Here is a 14,992-nt window from a genome sequence, read left to right on the forward strand (position 1 = left end):
GCCTTCCACCGACAGGGAGAGAACGTGACGTTTCGCCGATCACCCCGCCTGCCGCAGGCACGCCTTCGCCGCGGCCTGGCGGCTGCCGCACTGGCCGGCGCCCTGGTCTGTTCGATGGCCGCCCCGGCGACCGCTGCGACTCCGGAGAAGATCAACGCCTGCGGCTGGAACGAGGGCGCCGGCGGTGAGCACGCCTTCTACGAGCACTGCGCCACCGACACCAACGTCTGGATCCAGGTCACACGCTGGGCGCGGGGCAAGTACCACCGCTGCGTCGGGCCGGGCCGTACCGTCCTGGACTACGACGCGACGGGTGCCTGGTACGACAGCAACTACCGCGGCGGCCTCTGCTCCCACCCGGGGGACACGGGCCCCTGACCTGCGGTGCGCAGGAACTCCTCGAGGGCCTTGTTGAAGAGGTCCGGGCGTTCCATGTTGGGGTAGTGCGCGGTGCCGTCGATCGCGATCGCCCGGCCGTTGGCGACGGTGCGGGTGAGGCGTTGGGCCATCCCGAGGTGGTCGGGCGAGTCGACGGCACCGTTGAGGGCCAGCACCGGCACGTCGATCCCGGCGATGCGATTCCAGGCGTCGGGGACCGGGAGGAGCAGGTTGGGTTCGTCGGCGGTGTGCTTGGACAGGGTGCCCCGCGTCATCCGGCGCAGGCGGCCGACGACTTGGGGGTCGAGGTCGTCGAGGTGGCGGTGCGGGCCCACGGCGAGGAGGGTGAAGGCTTCGACCGCGGCGTCCAGGTCGCCGGCGGCCATCGCGGAGTGCCATGCGGCCAAGGTTTCGTTGGTCCAGGGGTCGGTGAAGTACGGCTCGCTGGTTCCGGCGCCGCTGACGACCAGGGCGCTGACCAGTTCCGGGTGTTCCAGCGCGGTGTCGACCGCGATGCCGGCCCCCATGGAGACCCCCACCAGGATCGCCGGGCCGGTGCCCAGGTGACGCAGGAGCTCGGCGAGGTCGTCGGTGTGGCGGAAGGGTGCGGTGGCGTTGGGGGACTGCCCGTGACCGCGGGCGTCCGGCGCGATGACGCGATAGCGCGTGGACAGGGCGGGGATCTGGTCGTCCCACATCCCGTGGTCCAGGAAGCCGCCGTGCAGCAGGACAAGAGGTTGGCCGGTGCCGGTGTCCAGCCGAAACAGATCGCTCATGACAACCAGGGTGTCATTTGTAGGCGCGAATGACAACCTAGGTGCCATCATGGTCGGGTGAGTGAGACAGAGCGTGCCTTGGCGTCCGACGAGTTGACCGACCGGCTCACCGAGGTGTTCGACCTCGTGGGGCCGCTGTACCGCCGCACCCAGCGCAAGGTGGAGCACGACGTGGCCGTGGAGGGGCTCTCCGTGGGAGTGCGGGCGGCACTGAGCATGCTCCGCGAACACGGACCCATGACCGTCCCTCAGATGGCCCGGGCACAGGCGCTCAGCCGTCAGTTCGTCCAGCGCATGGTCAACGACGCCATGACGCGGGGGCTGGCCGAGACCGCACCCAATCCGGCCCACAAGAGGTCCGTCCTCATCCGGCTGACCGACCGGGGCCTGACCGCCATCACCACCGTGATCGACCGCGAACGCGCCGTGCTGCGCCAGGTCGGCGATGACCTCACGGACACCGAGGTCGACGCCTGTCTGCGGGTCCTCACCCGCCTCCTCGACCTCATGGGCGACGTCGACGTCGAGTGAGCAAGCCCGCATGGAGCCCGGCGCGACCGGGGAGGGAAGCGCGATCCCCCTACGGGAGGCCCGCTCCCGGGTGGTGGCGCCGGCCGCGTTCGACCTCGGCTAGGCGTGGTAGAGATACCACTCGCTCCAGCCGGAGGAGCCGTAGTACGAGTAATAGACGTGCTGCGTCGCCGTCACGGCGTAGACCCGCCGCTGCCCACTGGGCCGGATCTCCCATTTCAGCATGCTGTCGGCCCGGCCGTTGCTCACCCGGACCGGCCCGTTGCTGGTCGCCGAGAGGCGGTAGATGTAGTGGTTCGGCAGGGTCGCGGCGAATACCTCGTCGGTCCTGTGATCGCCGTTCCAGTCGGCAGCCAGGGTGTTGCTCCCGCAGGCGATGGGAAGCGTGTGGCCGAACGCCACGACCTGGCATGCCGAGGGCGACGCGGGTGCGGCCTGGGCGGGCACGGCCGCCGGGACAGCCATGCCGAGGACGCCGGCGGCGGCGACCGCCGCCTTACGGAGATTCATCGAATTTCTCCAGCCGATCAACGGACGGTCGAATTCAGGGAGCCGCAAACGGGTTCCGCACCCACCTGGTCGCCGACATCCTCGACGGCTCCTCGGAACCGTAGAAAGCGACGCGCGCGTAATCCAGTCGCTCGCCGTCCTGGAAGTAGGTGAGGAAGACATTGCGCCAGGCCCAGCACTTCTTGTCGCCGATCGGCACCTGGAAGACCGCCGGAGCGGTCTTGATGCTCGCATTCCCGTTCAAGGTCACATACCCCTGAAGCCGGGCAGTCGCCTTGTTCTTGTCGCCCGGGCTCGCGTCGCACAACTGCAGCGTGATCTCATCGAGTCGCTGCACGTTGACCCACTGGCCGCTCCAGTCCACGCTGAATCCGTACGCATCTCCGGAAGGGAACTGCGTGGCGGCCGCGGCCGGGCCGGTGAGCAATGTGGTGGAAGCGACGAGAGTGGCAGCGGCGACCGCGATTCCCTTGCTTACACGACCTTTGATTTTCACCGTTCCGGTTCCCCCTTGCCGGATGACAGTGCATTACACACCATCGTTCGGCACGCACGATAGCAGTGCCGATTTCTCCCAGGAAGCCTTTTCCGGCAACCGGATTCAAGGTTTCCGGACACCGCACGGCCCGTGCGTGAAAGGTGAGTACGGGTGCTCATGCGCATGACCGGCGCGCTCGCGCGGGCCCTCGGAGAGGAGCTTCAGCCTCCGCAGCTCACCGGCCTCCGCCACGGGCCACTACTTCACCGTGCCCCGCCGGAAGTGACCGCCGGCGGGCGCGAGTTGGCTGCGCGGGACCTACCTCCCGCGGACGGTCCCGGACCTCGCCCGGCACGCGGCCCGGCCGCCAGCGGCCGAGGGCCGCGTCGCGGGCAGGGGTCGCGGGGCCCGCCGCGCCGCTATCCGACGCCGGGCCCGGGAAAAGAAATGGCGGCGCTCACCGGGCGTCGGTTACCGTGACCGCATGTCTACGCCCCGAGTTTCCTAGCTGAGGACCCGCTTCCACGCCAGAAGTGTGTCCTTTTGCTTTCTCGGAGCGTCATTCCATGATCACCGTCAGTGGTGTCGAGCTGCGCGCGGGCGCCCGCCTGCTGCTCTCCGGCATCTCCTTCACCGTCTCCCCCGGCGACCGCATCGGCCTGGTGGGCCGCAACGGTGCGGGCAAGACCACCCTCATGACCGCCCTCGCCGGTCACGCCAAGCCTGCCGCCGGCACCATCACGCACACCGGCGAGGTCGGGTTCCTGGCGCAGGACTCCCGCGCCGCCGATCCCCATGTCACCGTCACCGACCGGATCCTCTCCGCCCGCGGCCTGGACCGCGCACTGCACCGGCTGCGTACGGCCGAGACGGCGATGGCCGACGCCGACGGGCCCGCGGCGCTGGAGCGTGCGCTGAGCGCCTACGCCCGCGCCGACGCCGCCTTCCAGGCGGGCGGCGGATACGGCGCCGAGGCCGAAGCGGCCCGGGTGGCCGCCGGGCTCGGGCTGCCCGAGCGGGTGCTGGGCGAGCCGGTGGGCGCCCTGTCCGGCGGGCAGCGGCGCCGCGTCGAACTGGCGCGGATCCTGTTCGCCGGCCGGGAGGGCACCCTGCTGCTGGACGAGCCGACCAACCACCTGGATGCCGACTCCGTCAGCTGGCTGCGCACCTTCCTCCAGGGCCACCGGGGCGGTCTGGTGGTGATCAGCCACGACACGTCGCTGCTGGCCGCCGCCGTCAACCGCGTGTTCCACCTGGACGCCGGCCGGGCCACGATCGACCTCCACAACACCGGCTGGAGCGCGTACCTGGCGCAGCGGGCGGCGGATGAACGGCGCCGCGCCCGCGAGCGGGCGAGCGCCGAGCGCAAGGCCGCCTCCCTGCACGCGCAGGCGGACAAGATGAAGGCCCGGTCGGCGACGGCCGTGATGGCCAAGAGCATGGCGCGGCGCGCCGACCGGATGCTGGCGGAGCTGGAACCGGCCCGGCGGGCGGAGAAGGTCGCCAGGATCCGGCTGCCCGAGCCCGCCCCGTGCGGGCGGATGCCGCTCGGCGCGGTCAGCCTGGCCAAGTCCTACGGCGACCACCAGGTGCTGTCCGGTGTGGATCTGGCCGTGGACCGGGGCAGCCGGCTGGTGATCCTCGGCCTCAACGGGGCCGGCAAGACCACGTTGCTGCGCATCCTGGCGGGCGAGGAACAGCCGGATTCCGGCCGTGTGGTGCACGGGCACGGCCTGCGCCTGGGCTACTTCGCCCAGGAACACGACACCCTCGCCCGGGACCGCACGGTCCGGCAGAACCTGGCCGACGCGGCTCCGCAGCTGTCCGACGGTGAAGTCCGGGGTGTGCTGGGGGCGTTCCTGTTCTCCGGGGATGACGCCGACAAGCCGGCCGGGGTGCTGTCCGGCGGGGAGAAGACCCGGCTGGCGCTGGCCGGGCTGGTCCATTCCGGCGCGAACGTGCTGCTGCTGGACGAGCCGACCAACAACCTCGACCCCACCTCCCGCGGCGAGGTCCTGGCCGCGGTCGGCGGCTACCCCGGGGCCATCGTGATGGTCACGCACGACGAGGGCGCCATCGACGCCCTGCGCCCCGACCGCGTTCTGCTGCTGCCGGACGCGGACGAGGACCTGTGGAGTGAGGACTACCGCGACCTGGTCGCCCTCGCCTGACCCGTCCCCTCCCCGGCCGGCGCGGCTTCTCACCCCGGCCGGGGTGGCGCCGGCCGACGAGCCCGTCGCCGTCTTCCGGGCCGCGTGTGATCATGCCGCTATGACACCTGGCCGGATCATTTTCCTCAACGGCACCTCCAGTTCAGGGAAGTCGAGCATCGCTCGGGAGCTTCTGGACATCCTGGAGGACGGCGTTTTCTTCCACTTGGCGGTCGACGGCTTCAACGCCATGCGTACCAAGCGGGAACTCGGGTCGGAGGAGCTCGACGCCGCGCTGCGGCGGACCAGGATGGGCTTCCACCGCTCGATCGCGGCCATGGCCGAGGTGGGCAACGACGTGGTGGTCGACCACGTGCTGAGTGAGCCGTGGCGACTGCTCGACTGCCTGACGGTGCTACCGCCCGAGGACGTACTGTTCGTCGGCGTGCACTGTCCGCTGGACGAACTCGCCCGCCGCGAGGCGTCCCGGGGCGACCGCCCGCCGGGGCTCGCGGCGCACCAGTACGACCTGGTGCACGGCCACGGCGACTACGACCTGGAGTGCGACACCAGTACCGCTGGCCCCCGCGCATGTGCCCGGCGGATCAAGGAGTTCCTCCCGAACCGCCCCTCCCCCACCGCCTTCACCCGCCTCCGCGGACGTCTTCTGACGGGCGGCGGCCAGGGATCGCGGGCGGCGGAGCCGGGCTTGTCCTGAGCGCCTTCGGGAGGGAAACGGGGGCGCAAACCGGCCGGCGCGCGGCCGTGCGGTGAGGGCGTGCGCAGCCGACCTCAGCGTCGTTTCAGCAGGGCGGCCCCGGCCAGCGCGGGAAACGCGATCACACCGACCAGGCTGGGAAGGAAAGCTGTCTCGCCGGCACCCGACTGCCATACGGTCGCCGCGAGCTGGGCACCGGCCAGTACCGCCAGCCCGAGGTACAACCATCCTGCCCAGGCGGGGCCGGCCGGCGGAGTGGGATGTGTGTTCCGTCGGTCCATGACTCGCTTTTGCCCCGCAACTCCCGTTTCAAGGTGCTGTGTTCCTCCGAACGAGCAGTCGAACGGTGGGGGCGTCGCCGCTGCGGAGGTTCCCGTGCTTCCGAATGCAGCCCCGCCAACTCCGGTGCACGTCTGGGAACTTCACCCACCCGCCCGTACCATCCGGCCGGCCAGTAGCACGCCGCACAAGCAGCCATCCTCGAAAGGGGCTCCTGCATGCGCCCGACCTCCCGCGTCGCCTCCGCCGCCCTCGCCGTGGCCGCCCTCCTGCTCGGCGTCCTCCCCGCGCAGGCCCGGGCACACCCCGACCGTGCCCCCGACCGCGTCCCCGACCGCGTCACGGTCGGTGACCGCACCTTCATCGCCGATGACCGAGGCCGCGCGCTCCAGTGGCGCGGCTTCAACCTCGCCGACAAGAGCAGCCGAGGCACCAACGCGTTCGCCGACATCCACGAGAGCGACCTCAGGGACATGGCCGGCCGGGGCTTCAACCTCGCGCGTCTCGCGTTCTTCTGGGACGACCTCGAACCCGCCCCCGGGCACTACGACCGCGGTTACCTCGCCAAGATGCGCCGCATCCTCGACTGGGCCGACCGCTACCACATCAAGGTCATCCTCGACGCCCACCAGGACGTGTACGGCCCCCACTTCGGCTCCCGCGGCGTCCCCGACTGGGCCACCCGCGACGAGGGGTTACCGTTCGAGCCCATACCCGACGACTGGTTCTCCGAGTACTTCGAGCCGTCCGTACAGACCGCCTTCGACCACCTGTACAAGGACGCCGACCTCCGCGCCGCGCACGCGCGCATGTGGATGACGGTCGCCGCCGCCCTGGGCAGGCACCCGGCGCTGCTCGGTTACGACCTGATGAATGAGCCGTTCGCGAAGTTCCTCGAGGGCGAAGACCTCCCCGCCGCCGCGGCCCGCTTCGAGGCCACCGAGCTCACCGAGCTGTGGAACCGCCTCGCCCGGGCGATCCGCCTGGTCGACCACAGGTCGTGGGTCTTCGTCGAACCGACCGTCATCGTCGGTGTCGGCGTCCCGACCCGGATGGGCCACATCGACGACCCGCACGCCGGCTACGCGCCGCACTTCTACGAGACCGCGATGGAAACCGGTGGCGACTACGACCCCGACGGCCCCTTCATCCCCGCCTACGAGGCCGCGATCAGCGACTACCCGACCCGTCACCGCATGCCGGTGATCGTGGGGGAATGGGGCGGCAACCCCTACGTTCCACACGCAAGCCAGTTCGTCACCGACATGACGGCCTCCCTGGACCGCTTCTCCAGTGGCTGGACGTGGTGGCAGTGGTGCCGGGGCGGCGGCTACTGCTTCCTCGACCGGACGGGCGCCGCGAAACCCAACGCCCAGCTGCTCGTCCAGCCGTACGCGCCGGCCGTCGCGGGCGACCCGCTCGGGTTCGCGTACGACCCGGCCACCCGCACCTACACGCTCACCTTCCGCACCCGCGACAACGCCGCGGGGCCCACCCGAATCATCGTGCCCAGGGACACGTACCCGGGCGGCTACCGCGTCGATCTCCACGGCAGCAACGCCAGTTGGGACGACCACGGCCAGACCGTCACCGTGCGCACCCACGGCAGGGCCGGGGACACCTACAGGGTCACCATCAGCCCGAGGTAGCCCACCCGATCCGCTGGGGCAAGCACCTGCCTCCGGAGCCGTGACACCGCCTCCCCCGGGCCATGCGGGTGAGGTGAATCACTCCGGCGGACTGTCACGGTTTGCCGGCCCGGGGTGTCTCGATGGGCGGTCAAGGAGAGGAGCCGGGTGTGGCCATGGCTGAGGACGCGTTCACCGAGCACCGTCCGCTGCTGTTCACCCTCGCCTACGAGATGCTGGGCAGCGCCACCGACGCCGAGGACGTGCTGCAGGAGAGCTACCTGCGGTGGCGCGTGGTGGATCAGGCCACGGTCGAGCATCCGCGCGCCTACCTGGTCCGCACGGTGACCCGGCAGGCCCTCAATCACCTGCGGGCGGTCCGGGCCCGGCGCGAGGAATACGTCGGCGCATGGCTGCCCGAGCCCATCCGCACCGCGCCCGAGGTGAGCGACGACGCGATCCTGGCCGAGTCGGTGTCCATGGCCCTGCTGCTGGTGCTGGAGACACTGAACCCGACCGAGCGTGCGGTGTTCGTCCTGCACGACGTCTTCGGCTACCCCCACGGCGAGATCGCCGCCTCGATCGGGAAGAGCGAGGTCGGCGTCCGGCAGATCGCCCACCGCGCCCGTCGGCACGTCCACGCCCGGCGCCGCCGCTTCCAGCCCGATTCCGATGACACCCGCCAGATCGTCCGGCGGTTCCTGCACGCCGCGGCGACCGGCGAACTCCAGGCGTTGATGGACGTGCTGGCTCCCGAGGTCGTCCAGATCTCCGACGGCGGGGGGAAGGTGGTCGCCGCCCACCGCCCGATCACCGGCCGCGCCGACGTCGCCCGGTTCGTCCTCCGCGTGTCCCGCGACCCCGCCGTGCTGAGCCACGTCGAGCACGCCACCTACAACGGCATGCCCGCGGCGCGGTTCCTCGCCGGCGGCGCGCTCGACTGGCTGCTCGCCTTCGAGATCCACCACGGTCGTATCACCGGCCTCTACGGCGTACGCAACCCCGACAAGCTGCACGGCGCCGAAGCGCTGTGCCCCCTGGACAGAGGAGGACCACAGCCGTGGAAACCATGACCGTCGAACGCGTCATCCACGCCCCGATCGACGCGGTGTTCGCGTGGCTCACCACGACCACCAACTACACGCGCTCGCCCCTGGTGCTGCGCTGCGCCCTGACCCGGCGCGGCGAGGGCGCGCCCTACGGCGTCGGCGCGGTGCGCAGCCACCTCTGGCTGATGGGCTGGTTCCGCGAACGCATCACCCACTACGACCCGCCCCACGCCACCGAGTACGTCGTGGAGCGCAGCCTGCCGCCTTCCCGGCACGAGCTCGGCCGCATGACGTTCACCGAGGCGGACGGCGGCACCCAGGTGCGCTGGATCACCCGCGCCGAGGTGCGCCTTCCGCTGCTCGGCGCACCCCTCACCCGGCTCCTCGTACGACCGATCCTCACCCGCACCTTCCACAACATCCTCGCCGCCGCCGACGTGGCGCTCACCCGACGTCCCGGGGCGGTGCCGGGCTCGCCGGCCGGCCGGGTCACGCGCGGGCGCAGTCGGGGCACAGGCCCCGGTAGGTGACCTCGGCCTCGGAGACGGTGAAGCCGAACCGTTCGGAGGCGGGCAGGTCCGCCAAGGGGTCGCCACCGGGGTGGACGTCCCGGATGGTGCCGCAGCCCGAGCACACCAAGTGGTGGTGGGGGCGGTGGGCGTTGGGGTCGTAGCGCTTGGCGCGGCCGTCGGTGGCCACCTCGGTGACCTCGCCGAGCGAGACGAGTTCGCCGAGGGTGTTGTAGACGGTCGCGCGGGAGATCTCCGGCAGCCGGGTGGTGGCGCGCGCGAGCACCTCGTCCGCGGTGAGGTGGATGTGGTCGCCGTCGAGTACCTCGGCGACCACCCGGCGCTGGGCGGTCATCCGCCAACCACGTCCGCGAAGCCGGTCCAGCAGGTCACTCATGCCCACCCAGCCTAACTGTGCGTCGTGCGAGGAATGATTCCGTACGGGTCTGGTTGTTGTATTGACTTGGACTTGGTCCATCGTAGGATCGGTTCCGGCGGCAGCCAAGGGACAGGACAACAGCAGGGAAAGCCCGTGACGGTGCAGGAAACGGGTCCGCTCACCACCGGCTCCGGTGCCCTGATCGCGGACGACCAGATCAGCGAGCAGGCGGGTCTCGACGGCCCGGCGCTCGGCCAGGAGCAGGTCCTGCTGGAGAAGCTTGCCCACTTCCGCCTCGAGTTCAACCGCGAGCGCATCGTCCACGCGTGCGACACCGGCGCCCGGGCGGTCACCGCCTCGGCGGCCGGGGATCGCCTCCGGGGTGCACGAGCGGGTGCCGGCTCCTGGGGCCTGGGCCCCCACTGTTCCACCGCCCGCAGTTCCTGAGCACCGTGATCCACCCAGTTCGGAAGGATTCCCATGACTGAGAACCATGATGCGATCGTCACGGACCCGAAGCCCGAGGAGGCAGGTGGCTGCCCGGTCGCACACGGGCGGGCCCTGCACCCGACCCAGGGTGGCGGAAACCGCCAGTGGTGGCCGGAACGACTCAATGTGAAGATCCTTGCCAAGAACCCCGCTGTGGCGAACCCGTTGGGCGAGGAGTTCGACTATGCCGAGGCGTTCAAGAGCCTGGACCTTCCGGCGGTGAAGCAGGACATCGCCGAGGTGCTGACCACCTCGCAGGACTGGTGGCCGGCCGACTTCGGTCACTACGGGCCCTTCATCATCCGTATGGCGTGGCACAGCGCGGGCACGTACCGCATCAGCGACGGCCGCGGTGGTGCCGGCGCCGGCCAGCAGCGCTTCGCCCCGCTCAACAGCTGGCCCGACAACGCCAACCTCGACAAGGCCCGCCGCCTGCTGTGGCCGGTCAAGAAGAAGTACGGCCAGAGCCTGTCCTGGGCCGACCTGCTCGTCCTCGCGGGCAACGTCGCGCTGGAGTCGATGGGCTTTGAGACCTTCGGTTTCGCCGGCGGCCGCGAGGACGTCTGGGAGCCGGAGGAGGACGTCTACTGGGGTCCCGAGACCACCTGGCTCGACGACCAGCGCTACACCGGCGACCGGCAGCTGGAGAACCCCCTCGGCGCGGTCCAGATGGGCCTGATCTACGTCAACCCGGAGGGTCCGAACGGCAACCCGGACCCGCTGGCCGCGGCCCGCGACATCCGTGAGACGTTCCGCCGGATGGCGATGAACGACGAGGAGACCGTCGCCCTGATCGCCGGCGGCCACACCTTCGGCAAGACCCACGGCGCGGGCCCCGCCGACCACGTCGGCGACGACCCCGAGGCCGCCGGCCTGGAGCAGCAGGGCCTGGGCTGGAAGAGCAGCTACGGCACCGGCAAGGGCGCGGACGCCATCACCTCCGGCCTGGAGGTCACCTGGACCACCACGCCGACCCGGTGGAGCAACAACTTCTTCGAGAACCTCTTCGGCTACGAGTGGGAGCTCACCGAGAGCCCCGCCGGCGCCAAGCAGTGGAAGCCGAAGGACGGCGCGGGCGAGGGCACGGTGCCCGCCGCGCACGACGCCTCCAAGAAGATCGCGCCGAACATGCTCACGACGGACCTGTCGCTGCGTTTCGACCCGGTCTACGAGCAGATCTCCCGCCGCTTTTACGAGCACCCCGACCAGTTCGCGGACGCCTTCGCCCGCGCCTGGTACAAGCTGACCCACCGCGACATGGGCCCGAAGTCGCTCTATCTCGGCCCGGAGGTCCCGGACGAGACGCTGCTGTGGCAGGACCCGCTGCCGGAGCGCGAGGGCGAGCTGGTCGACGACGCGGACATCGCGGCCCTCAAGACCAAGCTGCTCGACTCGGGCCTGACCGTTTCCCAGTTGGTCAGCACCGCGTGGGCGTCCGCGTCCACCTTCCGCGGCAGCGACAAGCGCGGTGGCGCCAACGGCGCCCGCATCCGCCTGGCGCCGCAGCGTGGCTGGGAGGCCAACGACCCCGACCAGCTGGCCCAGGTGCTGCGCACCCTTGAGGGCATCCAGCAGGAGTTCAACGCCTCCGCCGGTGCCAGGAAGGTCTCCCTGGCCGACCTGATCGTCCTCGGCGGCGTCGCAGCCGTGGAGAAGGCCGCGAAGGAGGGCGGCGTCGAGGTGACGGTGCCGTTCACCCCGGGCCGTGTCGACGCGACCGAGGAGCACACCGAGGCCGAGTCCTTCGAGGCGCTGGAGCCGACCGCGGACGGCTTCCGCAACTACCACGGCAAGGGCAACCGCCTGCCGGCCGAGTTCCTGCTGCTCGACAGGGCGAACCTGCTGACCCTGAGCGCCCCCGAGCTGACCGTCCTCGTCGGTGGTCTGCGCGTCCTGGGCGCCAACCACCAGCAGTCGCAGCTCGGCGCGTTCACCCGGACGCCCGGCTCGCTGACGAACGACTTCTTCGTCAATCTGCTGGACCTGGGCACGACGTGGCAGTCGACCTCCGAGGACCAGACCACGTTCGAGGGCCGCGACGCGACCACGGGCGAGGTCAAGTGGACCGGCACCCGTGCCGACCTCGTCTTCGGCTCGAACTCCGAGCTGCGCGCGCTCGCCGAGGTCTACGCGAGCGATGACGCGAAGGAGAAGTTCGTGAAGGACTTCGTCGCGGCGTGGGACAAGGTGATGAACCTGGACCGGTTCGACCTCGTCTGACGCGACTGACCGGATCGGACTCGTCCGATCATGACGTCCAGGTTGGCCGGCCCGCGCCGGTCGACCTGGACGTTCGCGGTTTCGAGGGCCGGGTTCCCGGAAGGCGGGCCACAGGCGGCACGGGCCCGTGCGCGGTGCGTGGGAGGGGACCTCATAGGGTGGTGATCACACTCGACACGGCGGCGGAACAGCCGCAGCACAACAGGGGGATCCGTATGTCCGCGTACTCACCGCCGCCGCAGGGGCCCGCGCCCCACGGCCCCACGCCCTATGGCCAGCCCGGTCAGCCCGGTCAGCCCAATCAGCCCGGTCAGCCCGGTCTGGCGCCTTACGGGCCGCCCGCCGGCCCGGGTGGCCCGGTCCCCTACGGACCGCCCCCCGGTGGCGCCCTCCCCTACGGCCAGCAGCCGGCAAACGGGCATCCTCCGGTGCAACAGCAGCCCGGCGTACCGATGTTCACGCCGACCGGGCCGGCAAAGCGCCCCTGGCTGCGGCCGCTCATCGCGCTCGGGGCCGTCATCGTCGTCATGGGCGGGTTCTGGGTGCTGAGCACCGTGCTCGACGACGGCAAGCCCCCGGTGGAGGTCGCCCGCGATGCCCGGGTGGGCGACTGCCTGGAGAACCGCGGTACGCACGCGGACCCGGACCTGTACACCATCGCGTGCAGCGACGCCAAGGCCGACTACAAGGTCATGATCGACGCGACGCTTCGCCACAAGTGTCCGGCGGAATTCGACGAGTACACCGAGCGCGGCGGCCGGACCGGAGAGACCACGCTGTGTCTGACACCGGTGCGGCACTGACGCCCTGGCTGCGAGCCGCCCCTCGCCGTTCCGGCCGTCGGTGCGTGGGGCCGGGCCCGGCCCCGGTCAGCTGTGTGGCCGCGGGCCGGGCCCGGCATCCGCCGTCGGCGGTCAGGGGTACGAGACCACCGTCGAGGGCACGGTCGAGGTGCCCGAGGTGGGGGCACCGGTGTTGTTGATCACGTGCTCGTACTGGCCCTTTCCGCCGAGCGAGACCACCAGCAGATCATGGAACTTCACACCGGGCTTGTTCGGGGCCTCGAAGCCGTGGTCCTGCCGGATGGTGGGGTCGACGTTGTAGTAGCAGTAGCTGCCCAGCCCCCACCCCTCGTGGGTGGTCACCGTGTCGGCGACCTTGTAGGCGGCGAACCCCTTGGTGCCGCCGTTCTGCACCGCGGCCTGATTGGGCGCGTCGTACGCCTTCTCGTTCTGGAAGAAGACCGTCCGGCCCCGTTCGCCGCGCCACTCCACGTCGTACTTGTTGAAGTGCTCGACGAACAGCCCGGTCGCCAGGACGTCGGCGCCGTTGACGCGGACGCCGTAGTCGGCGCGGTTGGTCTCCCAGCCCACGCCGTCCCCGTGGTCGGCGCGCCAGACCCAGGTGTGGTCCACGATGGTGTGATTGCTGTTGATCACCATGCTGGTGGTGGCCAGACCCGGTCCTGCGCCACCGATCCGTATGAACACGTCCTGCACCGTCGTGGGGTTGGCGGCATGGTTCGCGGACGCTCCCGCCGGGCCGACCTCCAGCAGGGTGGCCGAGTTGACCGGGCCGGCGTCGATGAGGAAGCCCGCCAGGCGCACCCCGTCGACGTCGGCGACCTTCAGGGCCGTCACACCGTTGCCCGGCACGAGCGTGGCGTATCCGAGGCCCAGTACGACGGTGCCCGCGCGCTGCACGGCGATCGGTCGGTCGAGGTGGTAAATGCCGGGGGTGAGCAGCAGGTTGAGGCCCTGGGCGAGGGCGGCGTTGAGGGTGGCGGCGTCGTTGCCGGGCCTGGCCACGTAGAACTGGCCCAGGGGCACGGACTCGCCCCGGGGTGTGCCGTTTCCCCAGGTGGTGCCGCGGGCGTTGACCCGTAGCTCGGGCAGGAACACCCGGTAGTCGCCGCCCTGCAGATGGAGGAAGGGCTTCTCGCGTGAGACGGGGGTGGTGTCCAACGTGGTGTAGGGCGGGTCGGGGAAGGTCTGCCCGGGTGCTCCCGTGACCCCGGAGAACACCATGTTCCACACGGCGTTGTTCCAGCCGCCCACCGAGCTGTCGCGGGTGTACCACTGCTGCTGGGAGTACGGTCCCACCGTGCCGTCGATACGGCTGTCGGCGATGTATCCGCCGCTGGCCCAGCCGTAGCCGTTAGGTGCGAGGTTCAGTCCGCCCTTGACGTGCATCCGCCGGAACGGTGCCGCCTGGGCCACGGCCCACCTGTTGGTGCCGTTGACGGGGTTGAGTGCGAGGTTCTCCGCCGAGCGCCAGAAGTTCTGCGTCGCATTGCCGTTGAACCAGCCGGCGTCGACGGTGACATCGCCGTTGATGGTCGTGTCGTCGGGCGACAGGCCCAGGCCGGCGATCGAGGTGTAGAAGCCGAGCTGGGCATTCAGTCCGTTGTACGTGCCGGGCTTGAACAGCAGCGCATACCTGCCGGGGCCGAACTGCGCCGATTCCTGCTGCTTGAAGATCTGGTCGAGCTTGCCCTGGATGTCGGGCGTGCCGGGGTCGAAGACCAGCACGTTCGGTCCGAGGTCGCCGCCACCGGGCAGCGCGTCGGCGGTGGCGGGCCGGTGTGCGGCGGGCGCCGCGGCGGCCCGGGCGGAGAGGGCGGGCAGGCCGGCGGCGGGCACCGCGGCGGCGAGCGCGGTCAGGACTCTGCGGCGCGACGGGTGCGACGGGCCGTCCGCCGCGCCCTCGGTGGGGGGTGGGGTCGTGGGCATGGCAATCTCCCGATTCGGATTCAGGAAATGAACGATTGACGTTCATGGGAGCGCTCTCTTGCCCGATGCATGTTCACCATGTGCCAACGGTGCGTCAAGAGTTTCGTCCGGAATCCTGGCAAGCCGATGCCGCTGCTGCTTCATCAGGCTTGCTGTTCAGGGGAGT

The 14,992-nt window shown here is 70.6% G+C and carries 16 protein-coding genes; 10 read left to right on the plus strand and 6 right to left on the minus strand.

Going from position 1 to position 14,992, the window contains the following annotated elements:
- Positions 1–24 precede the first annotated feature (24 nt).
- The gene (locus SL103_RS19140; protein ID WP_079145848.1) at positions 25–378 is read left to right on the plus strand and encodes a DUF6355 family natural product biosynthesis protein; all 354 of its coding nucleotides are present in this window, start codon (positions 25–27) and stop codon (positions 376–378) included.
- Here SL103_RS19140 and SL103_RS19145 read toward each other — a convergent pair.
- Positions 333–1,154: an alpha/beta fold hydrolase gene (locus tag SL103_RS19145; RefSeq protein WP_079145849.1), complete on the minus strand. Its 822-nt coding sequence runs from the start codon at positions 1,152–1,154 to the stop codon at positions 333–335. The genes SL103_RS19140 and SL103_RS19145 overlap by 46 nt on opposite strands.
- Positions 1,155–1,211: 57 nt before the next feature.
- Here SL103_RS19145 and SL103_RS19150 point away from each other — a divergent pair, with 57 nt between their 5' ends.
- On the plus strand, positions 1,212–1,685 hold the full coding sequence (locus SL103_RS19150; protein WP_069570201.1) for a MarR family winged helix-turn-helix transcriptional regulator: 474 nt from the start codon (positions 1,212–1,214) through the stop codon (positions 1,683–1,685).
- Between the two features lie 99 nt (positions 1,686–1,784).
- On the opposite strand, the gene SL103_RS19155 is transcribed toward SL103_RS19150, so the two are convergent.
- Positions 1,785–2,195, minus strand: a complete 411-nt coding sequence (locus SL103_RS19155) for a hypothetical protein (RefSeq protein ID WP_069570202.1) — start codon at positions 2,193–2,195, stop codon at positions 1,785–1,787.
- A gap of 34 nt (positions 2,196–2,229) precedes the next feature.
- Entirely contained in the window at positions 2,230–2,691 is a 462-nt protein-coding gene (locus tag SL103_RS19160) for a hypothetical protein (protein WP_164492857.1), read from the minus strand.
- A 548-nt stretch (positions 2,692–3,239) separates the two neighbouring features.
- On the opposite strand from SL103_RS19160, the gene SL103_RS19165 reads away from it, so the two are divergent.
- Positions 3,240–4,844 (plus strand): ABC-F family ATP-binding cassette domain-containing protein, encoded by a 1,605-nt coding sequence (locus SL103_RS19165; RefSeq protein WP_167748534.1) that lies wholly within the window; start codon positions 3,240–3,242, stop codon positions 4,842–4,844.
- Positions 4,845–4,944: 100 nt separating this feature from the next.
- The gene (locus SL103_RS19170; protein WP_069570204.1) at positions 4,945–5,541 is read left to right on the plus strand and encodes a chloramphenicol phosphotransferase CPT family protein; all 597 of its coding nucleotides are present in this window, start codon (positions 4,945–4,947) and stop codon (positions 5,539–5,541) included.
- A gap of 74 nt (positions 5,542–5,615) precedes the next feature.
- On the opposite strand, the gene SL103_RS37965 is transcribed toward SL103_RS19170, so the two are convergent.
- Positions 5,616–5,822: a hypothetical protein gene (locus tag SL103_RS37965; protein ID WP_164492858.1), complete on the minus strand. Its 207-nt coding sequence runs from the start codon at positions 5,820–5,822 to the stop codon at positions 5,616–5,618.
- A gap of 216 nt (positions 5,823–6,038) precedes the next feature.
- On the opposite strand from SL103_RS37965, the gene SL103_RS19175 reads away from it, so the two are divergent.
- The 3 genes from SL103_RS19175 (at position 6,039) to SL103_RS19185 (ending at position 9,027) form a co-directional block, all read left to right on the plus strand.
- On the plus strand, positions 6,039–7,469 hold the full coding sequence (locus tag SL103_RS19175; protein WP_069570205.1) for a cellulase family glycosylhydrolase: 1,431 nt from the start codon (positions 6,039–6,041) through the stop codon (positions 7,467–7,469).
- Between the two features lie 155 nt (positions 7,470–7,624).
- On the plus strand, positions 7,625–8,521 hold the full coding sequence (locus SL103_RS19180) for an RNA polymerase sigma-70 factor (RefSeq protein WP_069573917.1): 897 nt from the start codon (positions 7,625–7,627) through the stop codon (positions 8,519–8,521).
- Positions 8,509–9,027 (plus strand): SRPBCC family protein, encoded by a 519-nt coding sequence (locus SL103_RS19185; protein WP_079145850.1) that lies wholly within the window; start codon positions 8,509–8,511, stop codon positions 9,025–9,027. The genes SL103_RS19180 and SL103_RS19185 overlap by 13 nt, the downstream gene beginning before the upstream one ends.
- Here the strand turns inward: SL103_RS19185 and SL103_RS19190 are convergent.
- Positions 8,987–9,403 carry a Fur family transcriptional regulator gene (locus tag SL103_RS19190; RefSeq protein WP_069573919.1) on the minus strand — a complete coding sequence of 139 codons (417 nt, stop codon included), beginning with the start codon at positions 9,401–9,403 and terminating at the stop codon, positions 8,987–8,989. The genes SL103_RS19185 and SL103_RS19190 overlap by 41 nt on opposite strands.
- 135 nt (positions 9,404–9,538) lie before the next feature.
- On the opposite strand from SL103_RS19190, the gene SL103_RS39270 reads away from it, so the two are divergent.
- The 3 genes from SL103_RS39270 to SL103_RS37970 all read left to right on the plus strand — a co-directional run bounded on the left by SL103_RS39270 (position 9,539) and on the right by SL103_RS37970 (position 12,897).
- On the plus strand, positions 9,539–9,832 hold the full coding sequence (locus SL103_RS39270; protein ID WP_069570206.1) for a catalase: 294 nt from the start codon (positions 9,539–9,541) through the stop codon (positions 9,830–9,832).
- 33 nt (positions 9,833–9,865) lie between these two features.
- The gene (gene katG, locus SL103_RS19200) at positions 9,866–12,094 is read left to right on the plus strand and encodes a catalase/peroxidase HPI (RefSeq protein WP_069570207.1); all 2,229 of its coding nucleotides are present in this window, start codon (positions 9,866–9,868) and stop codon (positions 12,092–12,094) included.
- A 428-nt stretch (positions 12,095–12,522) separates the two neighbouring features.
- A complete protein-coding gene (locus tag SL103_RS37970; protein ID WP_164492859.1) occupies positions 12,523–12,897 on the plus strand; it encodes an LppU/SCO3897 family protein in 375 nt (124 codons plus the stop codon).
- A gap of 111 nt (positions 12,898–13,008) precedes the next feature.
- Here SL103_RS37970 and SL103_RS19210 read toward each other — a convergent pair whose 3' ends face one another.
- A complete protein-coding gene (locus tag SL103_RS19210; RefSeq protein ID WP_069570209.1) occupies positions 13,009–14,826 on the minus strand; it encodes a coagulation factor 5/8 type domain-containing protein in 1,818 nt (605 codons plus the stop codon).
- Positions 14,827–14,992 lie beyond the last annotated feature (166 nt).

It is taken from the genome of Streptomyces lydicus (assembly GCF_001729485.1).
GTDB classification, from domain to species: domain Bacteria; phylum Actinomycetota; class Actinomycetes; order Streptomycetales; family Streptomycetaceae; genus Streptomyces; species Streptomyces lydicus_D.

Bases quoted from the DNA above. Each gene is read 5' to 3' on its own strand.
- SL103_RS19180 (WP_069573917.1), top strand. From the start codon at position 7,625: ATGGCTGAGGACGCGTTCACCGAGCACCGTCCGCTGCTGTTCACCCTC.
- SL103_RS19190 (WP_069573919.1), bottom strand. From the start codon at position 9,403: ATGAGTGACCTGCTGGACCGGCTTCGCGGACGTGGTTGGCGGATGACC.
- SL103_RS19145 (WP_079145849.1), bottom strand. From the start codon at position 1,154: ATGAGCGATCTGTTTCGGCTGGACACCGGCACCGGCCAACCTCTTGTC.
- SL103_RS19210 (WP_069570209.1), bottom strand. From the start codon at position 14,826: ATGCCCACGACCCCACCCCCCACCGAGGGCGCGGCGGACGGCCCGTCG.
- SL103_RS19170 (WP_069570204.1), top strand. From the start codon at position 4,945: ATGACACCTGGCCGGATCATTTTCCTCAACGGCACCTCCAGTTCAGGG.
- SL103_RS19155 (WP_069570202.1), bottom strand. From the start codon at position 2,195: ATGAATCTCCGTAAGGCGGCGGTCGCCGCCGCCGGCGTCCTCGGCATG.
- katG (WP_069570207.1), top strand. From the start codon at position 9,866: ATGACTGAGAACCATGATGCGATCGTCACGGACCCGAAGCCCGAGGAG.
- SL103_RS19175 (WP_069570205.1), top strand. From the start codon at position 6,039: ATGCGCCCGACCTCCCGCGTCGCCTCCGCCGCCCTCGCCGTGGCCGCC.
- SL103_RS19165 (WP_167748534.1), top strand. From the start codon at position 3,240: ATGATCACCGTCAGTGGTGTCGAGCTGCGCGCGGGCGCCCGCCTGCTG.
- SL103_RS37965 (WP_164492858.1), bottom strand. From the start codon at position 5,822: ATGGACCGACGGAACACACATCCCACTCCGCCGGCCGGCCCCGCCTGG.